The sequence below is a fragment of the Vibrio sp. Hal054 genome, from assembly GCF_037162405.1.
Taxonomy (GTDB): domain Bacteria; phylum Pseudomonadota; class Gammaproteobacteria; order Enterobacterales; family Vibrionaceae; genus Vibrio; species Vibrio diazotrophicus.
The window spans coordinates 1,023,223-1,039,464 of record NZ_JARLUT010000002.1 but is presented as its reverse complement, the minus strand read 5'-3'; the positions used below and the strand labels follow the sequence as shown (position 1 = coordinate 1,039,464).

General features: G+C 45.4%; 10 protein-coding genes. 6 read left to right on the top strand and 4 right to left on the bottom strand.

What is annotated here, in order from left to right; translation table 11 throughout:
* Positions 1 to 163 precede the first annotated feature (163 nt).
* Together P4S58_RS20770 and P4S58_RS20765 are read left to right on the top strand one after the other, a co-directional pair.
* Entirely contained in the window at positions 164 to 1,462 is a 1,299-nt protein-coding gene (locus tag P4S58_RS20770; protein WP_102965088.1) for an HD-GYP domain-containing protein, read from the top strand.
* Positions 1,463 to 1,554: 92 nt separating this feature from the next.
* The gene (locus tag P4S58_RS20765) at positions 1,555 to 2,832 is read left to right on the top strand and encodes an HD-GYP domain-containing protein (protein WP_102962602.1); all 1,278 of its coding nucleotides are present in this window, start codon (positions 1,555 to 1,557) and stop codon (positions 2,830 to 2,832) included.
* Here P4S58_RS20765 and P4S58_RS20760 read toward each other — a convergent pair.
* On the bottom strand, positions 2,819 to 3,445 hold the full coding sequence (locus tag P4S58_RS20760) for a DUF2057 family protein (RefSeq protein ID WP_337165543.1): 627 nt from the start codon (positions 3,443 to 3,445) through the stop codon (positions 2,819 to 2,821). The genes P4S58_RS20765 and P4S58_RS20760 overlap by 14 nt on opposite strands.
* 307 nt (positions 3,446 to 3,752) lie before the next feature.
* Between P4S58_RS20760 and P4S58_RS20755 the strand changes: the two genes are divergently transcribed.
* Together P4S58_RS20755 and P4S58_RS20750 are read left to right on the top strand one after the other, a co-directional pair.
* The gene (locus P4S58_RS20755; protein ID WP_042479490.1) at positions 3,753 to 4,487 is read left to right on the top strand and encodes an IclR family transcriptional regulator; all 735 of its coding nucleotides are present in this window, start codon (positions 3,753 to 3,755) and stop codon (positions 4,485 to 4,487) included.
* A 5-nt stretch (positions 4,488 to 4,492) separates the two neighbouring features.
* The gene (locus P4S58_RS20750) at positions 4,493 to 5,329 is read left to right on the top strand and encodes an arginase (protein WP_171137039.1); all 837 of its coding nucleotides are present in this window, start codon (positions 4,493 to 4,495) and stop codon (positions 5,327 to 5,329) included.
* Between the two features lie 122 nt (positions 5,330 to 5,451).
* On the opposite strand, the gene fdhF is transcribed toward P4S58_RS20750, so the two are convergent.
* Positions 5,452 to 9,588 (bottom strand): formate dehydrogenase subunit alpha, encoded by a 4,137-nt coding sequence (gene fdhF, locus P4S58_RS20745; RefSeq protein WP_337165541.1) that lies wholly within the window; start codon positions 9,586 to 9,588, stop codon positions 5,452 to 5,454.
* 535 nt (positions 9,589 to 10,123) lie between these two features.
* On the opposite strand from fdhF, the gene P4S58_RS20740 reads away from it, so the two are divergent.
* On the top strand, positions 10,124 to 11,998 hold the full coding sequence (locus tag P4S58_RS20740; protein ID WP_337165539.1) for a PhoX family protein: 1,875 nt from the start codon (positions 10,124 to 10,126) through the stop codon (positions 11,996 to 11,998).
* A 118-nt stretch (positions 11,999 to 12,116) separates the two neighbouring features.
* Here P4S58_RS20740 and P4S58_RS20735 read toward each other — a convergent pair whose 3' ends face one another.
* Together P4S58_RS20735 and P4S58_RS20730 are read right to left on the bottom strand one after the other, a co-directional pair.
* On the bottom strand, positions 12,117 to 12,821 hold the full coding sequence (locus P4S58_RS20735; RefSeq protein ID WP_337165537.1) for a DUF445 domain-containing protein: 705 nt from the start codon (positions 12,819 to 12,821) through the stop codon (positions 12,117 to 12,119).
* 165 nt (positions 12,822 to 12,986) lie between these two features.
* Positions 12,987 to 14,840, bottom strand: a complete 1,854-nt coding sequence (locus tag P4S58_RS20730; RefSeq protein WP_269349243.1) for an ABC transporter ATP-binding protein — start codon at positions 14,838 to 14,840, stop codon at positions 12,987 to 12,989.
* Positions 14,841 to 15,261: 421 nt separating this feature from the next.
* Between P4S58_RS20730 and ctlX the strand changes: the two genes are divergently transcribed.
* A complete protein-coding gene (gene ctlX / locus P4S58_RS20725) occupies positions 15,262 to 16,239 on the top strand; it encodes a citrulline utilization hydrolase CtlX (RefSeq protein ID WP_337165535.1) in 978 nt (325 codons plus the stop codon).
* The last annotated feature ends 3 nt before the right edge of the window (positions 16,240 to 16,242 follow it).

Sequence of the window (16,242 nt, the reverse complement as noted above, 5' to 3'; positions counted from 1 at the left end):
AAATCCATCCCGTTTTCAAATCTAACAAGATGTCATTCTGCGAAAATTATGGGTCACATTTTTTAAGTGATCCGTCGATATCCCTGATTATATCAAGGACAAAAGTATGACATTCATTTATATTTTCTAGCCTTATAGTTTAGGTGAGATTGCTAGTTTTCGTATGGATATGTCAGGTGACGATGCAAGAGTCAATTTGCGTCAGGCTTTGTTAGGTATTGCTCAAGCGTTAGACGCAATTGAGCATGAAGTCCCTTACCATGGCTACAACGTGGCATATATTGCCTATCGATGTGCGGTGTTTATGGGGTGGGATGAAGAACAGGCTCAGTTAGCTTTTTCAATAGGGCTAATGCATGACTGTGGTGGCACACAATCGACTAATCTTTTACCTCTGTTCCCACACTGTTTAACAGGCAGTTTTTCCCGTCATTGTGAAAAAGGCTATATGTTGCTGAAAGAGTGTCAGCCGTTGTCTTGTTTTGCCACGCCAATTTTATACCACCATACTCCTTGGCAAGAGTTGAGAAATCTGCCGTTATCCGATACCGATAAACAACTGGCTTCTCTGATCTTTTTAGCCAACCGTTTAGATCATCTCTACCGTCTTCATAAGAAAGACAAATTTGGTAATCTTTCCGCTGTCGAGAAAAAAGCGATTTGTGATGAGCTGATCCATCATGCAGATACTGTGTTTGAACCGAATATGGTCCAGCACATGACGGAGCTGGTGGATAAAGACGATTTCTGGTTTGCAATGAAGCCAAGGTACATTGAGGAAATGTACTTTCGAATGCAGCCTGTGCCGTTTTTTTCTGGCCGCGTCGATTTGGATGGCACCATAGAGATCGCTGAATTTTTTGCAAAAATTGTTGATGCAAAAAGCTCTTTCACTTTCCAGCATTCGTTGAAAGTGGCTCAGCTGGCTCAGTTCATCTCTAAGCAGCTTGGGTATTCTCCTAAAGTGCAGAAGATGTTGTATCTGACAGGATTAGTGCACGATATCGGAAAACTTTATACGCCGGATCCAGTATTGCACAAAGCAGGTAAGCTGACTTCCGAAGAGTATACCTGCATTAAGAGCCATGCCACGGACACACGCTTTATCCTGCAAGCTATTTTCCGCTCTCAGCGTATTCTCGAATGGGCATCCAACCACCATGAACGTTTGGATGGTTCGGGCTATCCGTTAGGTAAAATGGCAGATCAACTCGATAGGCCAAGCCGGATTATTGCTGTTTCGGACGTGTTTCAAGCTCTCACTCAATCACGACCTTACCGAGCGGGAATGCCGTTGGAAGAAGCTTTGGGGATAGTTCGTTCACTCGTTGATAATAATCAGTTAGATAGAGAAATTTTTGAGTGTCTGGAACGCCACTCTCACGAGTGTTATCAGCTATCTATTGGCGAACAGGACGAAATTATCGATTATGTGCCAGCCTTAACAGTTGGTGAAAAGTGATCGAACCTAAGTTTAACCACTAGCCATTGTTCTACTATATTTTCATTAGGGTTGTAGTATTCAACTGAAACAGTAGAAACGAGCTGCATATGATGAGTCCTGTCAAAATAGAGTGGCATGTTAACTTAAGGCAAACATTCTTTTGTATCGCGAGAGCGCTAGATTCAATTGGTATTGATGATATCAATCACGGTCATCGTGTAGGCTACATGGCCTACGCTTGTGCTAAAGCGATGGAATGGAGTGAAGAAGAGTGCCAGTTGGTATTCTCACTTGGCTTAATTCATGACTGCGGTGTCGCGCAAAAACGTGATTTCTATAATTTGCTTGAGAATATGCAGCCCGACAATGTTCGTCAGCACTGTGTGCGAGGATACGAACTCCTTTCTCAATGCCCACCATTGGCTCTTTTTGCCGATACTATCTTGTACCACCATACCCCTTGGGAAGAGTTAAAGCACATTGATATCCCAGACAGAGATAAGCGTTTTGCTGCGCTGATATTTCTCGCCGACCGGGTCGATTATCTTAAAGAGCTCTACCCAAGAGATGAGTTCAGCAATGTCACTCAGGAAGCTCGTAATGAAGTGTGTCTTGAAATTGGGCGGCTCAGTGGCACCTTGTTTGAGAGGGATTTGGTGCGTCAAATGCAAAGCCTGTTGAGCAAAGAATTCATCTGGTTCTCGATGGAGTATCATCACATCGAAGCATTGAGCCAAAGTCTACCTTCAACGCCATTTTTCGAGCAAAAGTTAGAAGTAGGCGATGTAGTGGCGATTGCAATGCTGATGGCAAATATCGTCGATGCGAAGAGCCAGTTCACTTTTTATCACTCTCAGAAAGTCGCCGAGATTTGTCACAGTTTGGCTCGGCAGTTGGGGCTTAGTTCTGAGATGCAAAAAGCGCTGTATTTAACAGGGCTAGTACACGATATTGGCAAGCTACACACGCCGGAGGATATCCTACATAAACCGGGTAAACTCAATGAGAGTGAATACCTCTGTATTCAGCGTCATTCAACGGATTCACGCTATACATTGCAAATGATGTTTGGACAGTCTGCTGTTTGTGAATGGGCGGCGAATCACCATGAGCGTTTAGATGGTTCGGGATACCCGAGAGGTTTGCAAGGCGCAGAAATTGATTTGCCCTCACGTATCATTGCGGTAGCAGATGTGTTTCAGGCTTTAACTCAAGCGCGGCCTTACCGAGGAAGGATGACCCTTGAAGAAGTGATGCAAATTATGTCTCACGAAGTGAGCTGCGGGCGATTGGACAGCAAAGTGTTGGATGTATTGGTGAAGAACGAGAAAGAGTATTACGAGCTCTCTATTCAAGAGAGCTCGCCTGGTTGGGTTAGTGCCCCTTAACGTATTCTTTAAAGCGTGCTTTAGTTTCTGCGTCAGCTTTGTTGTACCAGAAGTGCAGCATTTCTTCCGCTGTCGAATCTGCGGCTATTGGCTGGCTGATAGCCATTGAAGCAGCACTTTTATCAGCAATAGAAGCCACGGCACCTGTTTGGTTGTATTCTTTGGTTTCTTGATAGAAATTGCGGCCGAGCTGCATACCTTCTTTGATTAAACGATCTTGGTCAATGCTGATTGCTGAGCCACTTTTATCCACCAAAGACCAGTCAAAAGATTTAATCTTTTCTTGCGCCATTTTGGCATCGCGATACTCAGGCAATGAGAAAACCAATTCTTTATCTTGTGCAGTAAATTTAGCGATCACAACATCGCTCGCCACGCCTACACGGTCATCACCTTCTGTAAAATAGGGTTCAAAACGGAATACGATCTGATTTTGTCCATCTTCCAGTTCAACGCTTTTGGTTGAAGAGAACAAACTTCCAGACGTTTCTGGTTTTGCACCATTCACAACAAGTAAATCAACAGAGCTAGGAACTTCGATGGTGACTTTAGCGGCCGCTGACGCGCTAAAAGCGAGGGCGAGAATATACGAGAGTGGTTTGATTAATTTCATTTTGTTTGTCCTTGAAGCCAACTTGCGGAAATACGCAAACTACTTGCAGTAACAGCAGAACCAATAACGAGGAACGCCGCTGGCATCGCTGTACATTCAAATAGGAAGGATATAGAGGGTGCCGATAGATGGCGGGAAATGCAAGTCATCATCTGTGAGTAACATAAGAATTGCGATTGATTATAAATCTGCATTTATTTTACAACATTCTCACTCAGTGAGAATATAATGCTTTAATTTGGGTGGGATTCTCGATATATAAGAATTTGAGTTTGAGGCGTTTACTGATAAAGGCTAAAACAATCCCATGAATGAATTAAAACTGTCTACGAATCAGGTCAACGAAAAGTCACTCCAGCTATTAATGCAAGTGGCGGTGAATAGTGAACCTGTTTCAGCGAAAACGCTGAGTGAACAATTGCAAGTCCCTTTGAGTAGTCTTTACCGACACTTAAAGTTGCTGAAAGAGTGGAGTTTGATTGAGGAAAGTCCATACGACAAAACCTTGATCATCGGTCCGGCTGCTTTGCTGTTAATGCATAGTTACGAGACCAGCCAACACAATTTAGACGAAGTTGATGCGGTGTTAACACGCTTGCAAAAACAGACAGGTGAAATGGCTGCATTCATGGTGCCGGTAGGTTACAGAGCACTGTGTGTCATCCAGAAAGAAAGTATGCAGGCGCTCCGATGCAGCTACGTCCAGGGTCAAAGTCAACCCCTGCTTCGTGGCGCCTCATCCAAAGCTATGCTGGCTTTTATGCCAACTCAGCGTTGTGAAAAGATATTGCGACACTTCGGGCAAGAAGAGCAATTGGACAAGTGGCAAGTTGAGTTGGAGAAAATTCGGCAACGAGGATATGCCGTGAGTACTTCTGAGATTGATCCGGGCGTTTCTGGGATCAGTGCTCCGGTGATGAAAGGAAGCAAATTGATTGGCGCGATTACAGTTATGGCTCCAGCCCATCGCGTTGACGCTAATAAACAGCGAATCATTTTGCATGTGTTACAGGCCGCTCGCGCGTTGCCACCAGAGAGGTAATCATCATGTTGAGTTTATTCAAACGTTACCGTATGAACCGCAGTTCGGTGCATACATTCTCTCCGTTCACTTTTCTAACCGTTTGTGAACGTGTTAAGCCTATGACACAGGTAGAGTTTGAATTTGCTCAACAGAGTTTGGAATTGTCTTCAGAGTGGCTTTACAAACAGCAATCTAATCTTAACTACAGTGATGCTGGCCATTTCGTGGTTCAAGACCATCAGGATGTCGCTTATCAAGAGTTGCTCAGCCGACACTTTGCGTTGTGCTCTGTGCCTGTGGCTTTGGCAAACTGCCATGAGCTGATCCTTAAAGCGATGCCAGTACTGGCGTTGGATAACGAAGAGATTGGCGTGATTCATATTGGTCACGGATTTGAACTTAAGCAATCGCTTGAGCCAACATTGGGTTCTGCGTTTCACTTCATGTTGTCGCGTTTTCAAAATACCCGAGCTTTCTTTATTGGCGCAGACCTCAAGCGTACTGCTTCTCAAGTATTAGAGTATGCCGAGGATCTCGGTTGTGATTGGCTAAGCTCCGACGAATGCAGCTTTCGTCATCGCACACAGTTGAAAAACCAGCTTAACCACTTTATGGATCACTGCGATCAACTGGTGGTCAATATCGATTTGGCGTCATTGGTGCCAAGTACTGGTTTGTCCGATGATGAAGTTCTCGATAATCAGATGGTTCTGCGTATTTTAAGACATGCGATTTTGTCCAAAAAAGTGAAGATGGTTCAGTTGGTCGGTTCGAAAGATAAGTTGATCTACTCAAAACAAACCAAAGAGATTGTTGATGAGCTTTGTTCGCTCTCTCCGGATATTATTCATGCTGCTTAATTAGCGACTGCAACATTAGCAACTGAAACGGCAGATGAAAAAAACCACTCTAGTGAAAGAGTGGTTTTTGCTTTTTAGAGCCAGTTGATGGAGGTTGTTTCCACACTAAGTATAGACACAGATTATTCTTTCAAAGCTACTTTCGATATCTTTTTATTAGTTAAACCTAATTTTTCTAACCTTACCGCTGAAACCTTGAACTCCGGTATTTTGGCATAAGGGTCTCTTGCTTCAGATGTCAGTCTGTTAGCGGGAGCTTCCGCAAAATGGAACGGAACAAAGACCACACCTTCTTGCATTCGTTTGGTGACAAAAGCTGGCGCTTCGATAATGCCTCGGCGAGAGCATAGGCGTACCATTTCACTGTTTTTGATACCCAGTTTTTCTGCATCCTGAACGCTGATCATGATTCTTGGTCCTGCGAGTTTGTCCAGCCCTTGGGTTTTACGAGTCATGGTTCCAGTATGGAACTGCTCCAGCAAGCGCCCTGTGGTCAAAATTAACGGGTAATTCTCGTCTGGCATTTCAGCAGCATAGATGAAAGGCACTGCTACCATCTCACCACGACCACGTTTGAATGTGCTTTGGTGCATGATGCGTGTACCGTTTGGTGATTGGTCATTACACGGCCATTGCACACCTTGGCTGCCCACTTTCTCCCATGTGATGCCTGCGTATTGCGGTGTCACTTCGCATATCTCAGCATTGATTTGTTCAATGTTTTGATAGTGCCAGTTGCCACCCATTGCATTGGCAATCTGAGTGATGATCCACCAGTCCTGTTTCGCTGCGCCCGGTGATTTAATCGCAGGTGAAAGTGCCTGAACACGTCGCTCAGTATTGGTAAAGTGCCCGCGTTTTTCTGCAAAAGACGCCGAAGGCAGCACCACATCGGCAAGCTCGGCTGTTTCCGATAAGAAGATATCTTGCACCACCAGAAAATCGAGCGCTTTAAGCGCTTCAATCACATGGGCTTGGTTCGGATCACTGAGTACAGGGTTTTCACCCATAACGTACAAACCGCGAAGCTCTTTACGATGCGCGGCATCAATCATCTCTGTTAGGGTTAAACCATTTTCAGTGGATAGGTGTTCAGCTTGCCATGCTTTAGCAAATTTGGTTTGTACCAGCGGGCTCAACACTTTCTGATAACCTGGGTAATCCGTTGGCAAGGCTCCCATGTCGCAAGCGCCTTGAACATTGGATTGACCGCGTAATGGATTGATACCGCCACCTTCAACACCAATGTTGCCACACAGCATTTGTAAGTTGGCGATGGAGCGAACGTTATCGTGCCCTGTGGTGTGCTGGGTAATACCCATAGCGTAATAGACGGCGGTCACTTTGGCTGTACCGATCATCTCTGCCATTCGCTTAATGTCTTGTGCTTTGACACCTGTGACGAGTTCAACTTTTTCCGGTAAGTAAGCATCGGACATCACTTCCATCATCAAGTCTTCAAAGCCGTCAACACGCTCGCGAATGTAATCTTTGTCATACCAAGCATTCTGGATGATTTGCTGCATGATACCGTTGAGTAGCATTACGTCTGTACCCGGACGTTGTTGAACATGCAGGGTTGCGATATCTGCCATGCCGATACGTTTCGGGTCTGCCACAATCAGTTTTGCACCGCGACTTACTGCGTGTTTGAGGTGTGAGGCAATGATTGGGTGCGCCGATGTCGTATCTGAACCGATCACAAAAATCACATCCGAGTGCTGAATGCTGGCAATATCATTGGTCATCGCACCGCTACCAATTGATGCTTCCAGACCAGTAACCGTAGAGGCATGACAAAGCCTTGCACAGTGATCAACGTTATTGGTGCCAAACTCGCGACGAATCAGCTTCTGGAACAGATAGTTATCTTGGTTGGTGGTTTTCGCGGATGAGAAGCCACCAAGCGCATTACTGTCGTATTTCTGTTTAATCTCAGTAAAGCGTTTAGCGATAGTTTCAATCGCACTCTCCCAAGAAGTGGGTACTAACTTACCATTTTGACGAATTAAAGGCTGAGTTAGGCGTTCTGGGCTATGAATGAAGTCGAAGCCAAAACGGCCTTTCACACACAGCATACCTTGGTTGACTGGCGAGTTTTTATCGCCTTCGACATAACGAACTTTGTTGTCTTTTTCATCCACATACAGCACGACGTTACAACCTACGCCACAGTAGGTGCAGACGGTTTTTACGGGTTTGAGTATTTCCACTCGGGAGTAAGACTTGTCGCGTTTGTCTGCAAGTGCACCCGTTGGGCAAACCTGAACACAAGCGCCACACTGCACGCAGCTTGAACCGCCCATTGATTCGCCGTTTGCGAAATGAGGACGCAGTGAACCTTGTGTAAATTGGAGGACGCCATGCTGTGTGTCTTCTTGGCAAGTTTGTACGCACAAGCCACAACTGATACAACGGTTCGCATCAAACACAATGAACTCACTGCTTTTGTCCACTGGGAAACGATGTTTACCCGATGCACAATCGACTTCTTCCGTTTTGACTTGATACTCACTGGCGTAATCTCGCAGATCGCACTGGGTGCTTGCTTGGCAGCCACATTCCAGACAGCGTTGAGCTTCTTGCATTGACGCTTCAATACCCGCATCGAGTTCTACTTCGTTAAAGCTGGTGGTCGATTCTGACTCTGGTAAATGCGGGAACTGGATTCTGCGTTTCACCGCCTCTAAACGATATTCGAGTTGCTTAACTCGACTGAGTGATGGTTCTTTTCTGCTTCTGAATTGATGAGGTTTAGGCGCAATACCACCGAGCAGCAGTTTTTCTGCAATGGCTTCCGCAGCGCGTTTTCCGTCGGCTATGGCTTCGATCGCTGTGGCTGGTCCTCGGCGGAAATCACCAATTGAAAACACATTTCGCGCATGGTGCATGGTATCTTCGGTGACATCAGCTGTACCGCGACGAGTTAGTGGTAGGTCAGCACCTGCAATGATCACCGTATCTGAGCGTTGTGAAATGGCTGAGATGACAGTATCAAATTTCATCTCGACAATGTCACCCGTTGGAATCGGTTGCCTGCGGCCGGATGAGTCTGGTTTACCTAACATCATCTTTTCGAGTTTGACCGCCCGCACATGTCCGTTTTTATCGGCGAGGTTTTCTACTGGATTGGCTAGAAACTGGAATGCCACACCTTCGTTTTTGGCTTCTTCAATTTCATACTCTTCTGCTGGCATTTCTGCCATGGTGCGACGATAAATCAGCGTTACTTTAGCGCCAAGTCGCAATGCGGTACGGGCGCAGTCGATGGCGGTATTACCACCACCGATAATCGCCACTCGCTTACCTGTTTTCAGTTTTCGTTCTGTTGCGGCATCTTTGAGGTAATCGACGCCCAGATAACAGCCTGCTAACTCACTGCCGGGATAGGGACTGCTCACTGCCAGACTTGCCCCAATCGCAAGGCAAACTGCGTCGTAATCGTGTTCCAGTTGTGCCAGCGTGTAATTCTCACCAATCTTTTGATTGCAGTGAATTTGCATGCCCGTTTGGGTGAGCAGTTCAATTTCTTTGTCGAGCACATCTTTTGGTAAGCGATATTCAGGAATACCGTAACGTAACCAGCCGCCTGCTTTCGGCATCTCTTCATACACAGTGGTCGCAAAACCCAATAAGCTCAAATAGTAGCCGCACGCTAATCCACCGGGACCTGCGCCGACAATTGCCACTTTCTTACCGTTACTTGGCTGAATGTCTGCTTGATACGGCGTTGCTTCCAGATCAATGTCTGCTGCATGACGTTTTAAATGGCGTATCGCGACAGGTTCATCGACGACACTCCGGCGACATTCCGCTTCACAAAACGCAGGGCACACACGACCAATGGAGGCAGGAAGTGGCAGGTGCTTTTTAATTACTTCGATAGCTTTTTGCGGTTCGCCTTGGGCGATGTGGTGCAAATAAGTTTGAATATCCACATGTGCAGGGCACGCGATTTGGCAAGGTGCTTCACAGTCGGCATTGTGGTCAGACAAAATGCGTTTCAGAGCCTGATGGCGAAGTTGCTGCAAAGTTTCTGTGTGGGTTTGAATACGCATGTTCGGTGTCAGTTCTTGTTCACAAGAACGAACGATACCGACTCCGTCAATGTCGACCACACAGAGTCCGCAAGGTTGTTTTTGTTGCTGATGACTGGCCGCGCATAGGCTAGGGACTTCAATCCCAGTAGATTGAATAAATTGAAATACGGTTTTCCCTGCCTCATAGGCATAGGAAACTCCATTGATAACCACGTTCATAATACCCTCATTAACTCCCATAGGAGGAAGTTGGCCTGTTAATGAATTAAGGTCAGGCCCTTGGTTTCTGTTCTCATTGTTGTGTCGTTTCTTTTTCCGCTTGCTCTGTAGTCATGGGTTTAGGATGACGATGCAGAGTTTCTACTGATTTTTTTCTAATTAGCATTGCTATAAACAATCGTAGAAAGCTTTCTAATGACTGGGCGTTACGGGTTTGTGGTTAGTAAATAAGTCTCCATTCGCATAGATGATTCATAGATAAACAACTATGTAATGGAAACGAATAAACGTTGCTCATGCCGCAACAGCTTCAGTAACAGAAAATAACGGTAATAAAAATGTGGTTACTGCTGTTGAGTATAAGGAATAGACAGGAAATGTGAACGGATAGGGCTCTCAAATTTTTATACTGCTGTCATTAGTTAGAAACATTACATTCACCTTTTAGTCACATTTGAAAGATAAGCTCCTGAATCTTAGAAATCTAAGTTGCAATGATGCAATAACTATAACTAGTAAAGTCAAGGAGTCTCCAATGTGGAATCGTGATGAGCAAGATTCTCAGTTCAGTGAAATGATCGAAGCGAGATTGTCTCGCCGTGGTTTCCTAACTGGAACAGCAGCAGTGAGTGCGGGTGCTTTTTTAGCGCTTAATCCAGTGGCAAAAGCGGTTGCAGCAAAACCGACATCGTCACTATTGAATTTTGAGCCAGTGCCAGCCTCAACCGCTGATACGGTTGTTGTTCCTAAAGGCTACAAAGCAACACCGCTCATTTCGTGGGGTGACCCAATTTTCCCAAATGCTCCTGACTTTGATCCGAGTGGAAAACAAGAGTCTGCCGCTCAGGCGCTTCAATTTGGTGACAACACTGATGGTATGAGCTTGTTCCCGATCAGCGATGATCGCGCAGTTCTAGCAATCAACAACGAATACACCAACTACGAGTATTTGTTTGATCACCAAGGCAAGAATATGGCTGCTGACGATGTGCTGAAAGCACAGGCGGCAGTAGGTAACACCATTGTCGAAATCGTACGTAAAGATGGTCAGTGGATGATTGACCGTAACGGCAAACGTAACCGCCGTATTACCGCCAATACACAAATGAAGATGACGGGTCCGGCAGCAGGTCATGAACTGTTAAAAACGGCGGCCGATCCATCGGGTACTATGCCAAAAGGGACGTTTAACAACTGTGCAAATGGTCAAACGCCTTGGGGTACTTACCTAACGTGTGAAGAGAACTTCAACAGCTTCTTCGGTGCGAATACTGAAGGCAGTGTTAATGCTGACCAAAAACGTTACGGCATTTCTGCTAAGCCAAGTGATTACCAGTGGCATAAATTCGACGAACGTTTTGACGTAACGAAAAACCCGAACGAGCCAAACCGCCACGGTTGGGTAGTGGAAATTGACCCGAATGATCCGAACTCAACGCCTCTTAAGCGTTCTGCTCTTGGTCGTTTCAAACATGAAAATGCGGCGTTAACCATTAACAAAGACAACCACGTTGTGGTGTATTTAGGTGACGACGAGCGTGGTGAGCATCTGTACCGATTTGTATCGAAGAACAAATACCAGAAAGGTGATGATGCAGCGAACCGCAATTTGCTTGAAGAAGGCACCTTGTATGTTGCTCAGTTCGATATGGAAGACAAAGCGCTGAAAGGTCAAGGTCGTTGGCTAGAACTGACTTTCGGCAAAAACGGCTTAACGCCTGAAAACGGGTTTAACAGCCAAGCGGAAGTGCTGATTTTTGCTCGTCGCGCCGCAACACAAGTGGGCGCCACGACTATGGATCGCCCTGAATGGGTAGCGGTACATCCAAATAACGAATACGTATTCTGTACTCTGACCAACAACAAGAACCGTGGTAAAGAAGGTCAGCCAGTGGGTGGTCCTAACCCGCGTGAGAAAAACAACTACGGTCAGATTGTTCGTTGGATGCCAGTAAAAGGCGACCACACCGCAGAGATGTTTGCATGGGATCTATACCTGATTGCGGGTAACCCAACAGTAAACCAAGGTAACTTGTACGCAGGCAGTGAAAACATCAATGCCAACAATATGTTCAACAGCCCTGATGGTATTGGTTTTGATAAAGCAGGTCGTCTGTGGATTCAAACCGATGGTAACTATTCAAACAAGGGCGAGTTTGCAGGGCAGGGTAACAACCAGATGTTGTGTGGCGACCCAATCACTGGCGAAATCCACCGCTTCTTAACTGGTCCAGTAGCTTGTGAAATTACAGGGTTAACCTTCTCTCCAGACCAGAAAACCATGTTTATTGGCGTTCAGCATCCGGGTGAAGAGTTACAAGCGTCGAACTTCCCTGCGGGTGGTTCTTCTAAGCCTCGTTCAACCATCATGATGATTACGCGTGAAGATGGCGGCGTCATCGGTGCTTAAAGGATTGGCGCTTAAAGCAACTGCCTTTAAAAAAATAGTGAATGATTGAAATAAAAAATCCCAAGAAGCTCAGCTTGCTTGGGATTTTTCTTTGATAGGTTTCGGTTATTTAGTCAGACTACGCTATGAAGGTAGACACAAGGCCAATCACACCACCGAATATACCGCCCCAAACAACCAGCCAGCCTAGGTGTTCTTTAATCATTTTCTGCACCATCTCTTTAACCAACTGAGGCGTTAACTCGCTCAAGCGTTGGTCAATAATTCCTTCAATATTGGTTTTGATTTCATCTAACATTGCCGGTGATTCTAGCTGTTCTTTAAGGGCATTTTTTACCGATTCACTCTGACTAATTTCCACCATTGATTCTTGCATCTTCTCAACAAATGGTTGCTTCATTGGCTGAAGTGCTTCAGTGCCTCCAAACATTGCCAGCATACCGCCAAATTGAGAGTTCGCGATCACATCCACTAACTTGTCAAAGCTTGGGTTGAAGTCGACTTTGGCGATAATCGGTGTTAAGTCGAGTGGTTGTTTGCCACTGAGCTCTTGATTCAGGAAGCGGTCAATATTGGTGTCGGTAAAAAACTGCTCCATCATCAAGGTCTTAATTGCATTTTTAAATGCTTCAAATCGCGCTGGAATAACACCTGAACCATATAAACCGGGTACTTTCTCAAACAACATATGGATGGCTAGCCAGTTGGTAATTGCGCCCGAAAAAGCGAACAGACCTGCGTACAGAGCAAATTGATTCTGAGTGGTGTAACCCAAAGCCAATAGCACGAGAGAGATAAGGTTGGTGATAAGACTTTTATTCATGATTGATGAAATTCATTATGTTGAAACAGAAGTTGGCGGAATTTTAAGAGAAATTCACCACAGTGAAAAGAGAAGAGCCAACCTTTATAGGATGGCTCCTGTGTGGTTGGCTCTTTAACTTTAGTTGTTATTCGCTATTTTGTTTTGCTTAGTGAGGCTGCGGCTTCAAGCAACGTTCTCTTCTTCAAGTTCATCACAACCGATAAAACCGCCAGTCTGATGAGCCCAAAGATGAGCGTAGATGCCGTCTTGCTCGATAAGTTCATGGTGCGTACCTTGCTCAATGATCTTTCCGTCATCTAAAACAATAAGCCTGTCCATAGCGGCAATCGTTGATAGACGGTGGGCAATCGCAATTACCGTTTTACCGTGCATCAGCTCAAGCAAACTTTCCTGAATGGCGGCTTCCACTTCTGAATCCAGTGCAGAGGTCGCTTCATCCAATACCAGCAGTGGCGCATCTTTAAGTAATACTCGTGAAATAGCGATACGCTGGCGTTGACCACCCGACAGTTTCACACCGCGCTCGCCAACTTGAGCATCGTAGCCGACGTTGCCATGTGGGTCGGTCAGGTCAGTAATAAACTCATGAGCATGCGCTTGTTTGGTCGCTTTGAGCAGATCTTCTTCGGTTGCATCTGGTCTGCTGTACAAGATGTTGTCGCGAATTGAACGGTGCAGCAATGAGGTATCTTGCGTGACCATACCAATAGCGCTACGCAGAGAATCTTGAGTGACTTTAGAAATATTCTGACCATCAATTTTAATCTCGCCGCTCTCCACATCATGGAAGCGCAGAAGCAGATTCACTAAGGTTGATTTACCCGCGCCAGAACGTCCCACCAAGCCGACTTTTTCGCCTGCTTTGATATGCAGATTAAGGTGATCAATCACACCTTTGTTCTCGCCGTAGTGGAAGCTGACATCGTTAAATTCAATTGCACCTTGAGTAACCACCAGATCTTTGGCGTCTTTGTCATCTTGGATATCAATTGGTTTAGACAGCATCTGCATGCCATCAACTACAGTACCCATGTTTTCAAACAGGCCGCCAACTTCCCACATGATCCATTTCGACATACCGTTAATACGCAGAGCCAGTGCAATCGCAATCGCAATTGAGCCCACTGATATTGCACTTTGCATCCATAGGTAGATAGACATAGCGGAAATCACGAACACCAGAATGTAGTTGGCAAGCTCTACACAAACGTTAAAGCCAGTGACTAAACGCATTTGTCGATACACGGTATCAAGAAAACTGCCCATGCCTTCTTCTGCGTATTCGGTTTCGCGTTTGCTATGCGAAAACAGCTTCACAGTGGCGATGTTGGTGTAGCTATCGACAATGCGCCCAGTCATTTGCGAGCGAGCATCGGCTTGTTCAGAAGAGACCGTTTTAAGTTGCGGCACAAAATAGAGCTGAATAGCGACATACGCGGCCAGCCAAATCAGCATCGGCAGCATTAAACGCCAGTCTGCCTGAGCCAGCATGACAACCATCGCGGTAAAATAAACGGTGACGTAAACAAACACATCCAACGTTTTCATCACGGTTTCTCGGATCGCCAGTGAGGTTTGCATCACTTTGGTCGCTATACGGCCAGAAAACTCGTCCTGATAAAAAGATAAGCTCTGTTTCAGCAGGTAACGGTGTGCCAGCCAACGTATCGACATCGGATAGTTGCCCAGCATGGTCTGATGTATCACCAACGAATAGAAGCCGATCAAAATAGGCATCACAACCAAAATAAGTACGGATAACCCCATCAGAGTATCTTTGTTGTCCGCCAAAAATGTTTCTGGGTTGCTACCTGATAACCAATCGACTAACTGACCCATAAAGCCAAACAGTGAGACTTCAATTATGGCGATGGTGGTACTCATTAACGCCAATAAAATCAGCGGTTTTTCAAAGCCTTTTGTGTAGTGCAGGCAGAATGCTAAGAGTGTATTGGGTGGCCTGTCTGGCTCCTTTTGAGGAAACGCTTCGGTGAAGCTTTCAAATTTCTTATACATTGAAGATCCTTATTGTTATTCATTCACCACATCACAGATAGGCAGAAGTCGTTGTGATGCGAAAGCGGGATAATTTTCTCGTTGCTTACTGTGCGACAACGAAAATATGCAATTGAATGCTTTATGTTCAGCAGTATATCTCTAAACCGAGGTTATTCAGAGTACAAATATCCGCCAGTATAAAACGCTGCTGCTCATTAGGTAATCATTCATTAAATTGAATACTATCTACACTTGTTGCATAAAAAATGCATATATGCCGCTCAGCTAAAAAATAGTCAGTAATATTTACTGATATAAATTGAAACGGCAGTAAATGAGAAGGTTTGCTTGCATTTGTTAGCCAAAATTCAGTGAAAGTTATTATAACAAACTGTTTACAATTCAAAACATTGCTGAACAAACGGATGTGTTTCAACCCATGCTACAAGCGCAAAATTTATCCCAACGTCACTCAGGTGTTGTGCAGAATGCCAACTGTGTTGTTATGGTCCCGCCAAAAGAGTTTAAGTTCAATGCGGAGACGGCTCAAGACAACGAATTTCAGAATCAATCTGCCTTGTCTGATGAACAAATCACTCAACATGCAATGGCTGAATTCAATCAAATGGTCACCAAGTTACGCCAAGAAGGTGTTCAGGTCGTTGTATTTGATTATCCGTTGGGCGATGTGGCGACACCGGATGCGGTGTTCCCAAATAACTGGTTCAGTACCACCACTGACGGTGCTTTCTATACCTTTCCAATGGCTTGTACTAATCGCCAGTATGAGGTTCGTTCAGATGAGTTGATTCAGCAACTTTCTTTTGCTGGTCGCACCATCGCTCGCCAAGATTCGCTGGTGGAATACCAAAAGCAACATGCGTATCTGGAAAGCACTGGTGTTATGGTGATCGATCATATCAACCGTACCATTTATGCTGCACTTTCCCAGCGTTGTGATCGTGAAGTTCTTGAAGATTATGCTCAACGCATTGGCTACGAGCGTGTGGTTTCGTTTCAAACCGCTTTGCCTTCAGGACAGCCGATTTATCACACCAATGTGATGATGGCGATTGGCGAAAGCTTCTGCGTAATATGTGATGAAGTGATCCCTGAATACGAGCGCCGCTTTGTGCTGAAGTCGCTGGCGAAAGACAAACAGGTGATTTCCATTTCACTGGAGCAGATGAACCGGTTTTGCGGCAACATTTTGCAACTCGAAACGGTCAATGGTGACAAGATTATTGCGATGTCTCGGTCTGCTTATGAGTCATTTTCTCCGGCGCAACGAACTCAGCTTTCCAGCCACGGTAAGCTACTGCCTTTCAATGTTGAAACCATTGAAAGCATCGGTGGAGGTAGTGTTCGTTGTATGTTGGGCGAAGTATTTCTTCCAGCCCGCAGCCATACTCTCTAAGTC

Coding starts and splice junctions, on each gene's coding strand:
- P4S58_RS20755 (WP_042479490.1), top strand. CDS start 3,753: ATGAATGAATTAAAACTGTCTACGAATCAGGTCAACGAAAAGTCACTC.
- P4S58_RS20730 (WP_269349243.1), bottom strand. CDS start 14,840: ATGTATAAGAAATTTGAAAGCTTCACCGAAGCGTTTCCTCAAAAGGAG.
- ctlX (WP_337165535.1), top strand. CDS start 15,262: ATGCTACAAGCGCAAAATTTATCCCAACGTCACTCAGGTGTTGTGCAG.
- P4S58_RS20750 (WP_171137039.1), top strand. CDS start 4,493: ATGTTGAGTTTATTCAAACGTTACCGTATGAACCGCAGTTCGGTGCAT.
- fdhF (WP_337165541.1), bottom strand. CDS start 9,588: ATGAACGTGGTTATCAATGGAGTTTCCTATGCCTATGAGGCAGGGAAA.
- P4S58_RS20740 (WP_337165539.1), top strand. CDS start 10,124: ATGTGGAATCGTGATGAGCAAGATTCTCAGTTCAGTGAAATGATCGAA.
- P4S58_RS20765 (WP_102962602.1), top strand. CDS start 1,555: ATGAGTCCTGTCAAAATAGAGTGGCATGTTAACTTAAGGCAAACATTC.
- P4S58_RS20760 (WP_337165543.1), bottom strand. CDS start 3,445: ATGAAATTAATCAAACCACTCTCGTATATTCTCGCCCTCGCTTTTAGC.
- P4S58_RS20735 (WP_337165537.1), bottom strand. CDS start 12,821: ATGAATAAAAGTCTTATCACCAACCTTATCTCTCTCGTGCTATTGGCT.
- P4S58_RS20770 (WP_102965088.1), top strand. CDS start 164: ATGGATATGTCAGGTGACGATGCAAGAGTCAATTTGCGTCAGGCTTTG.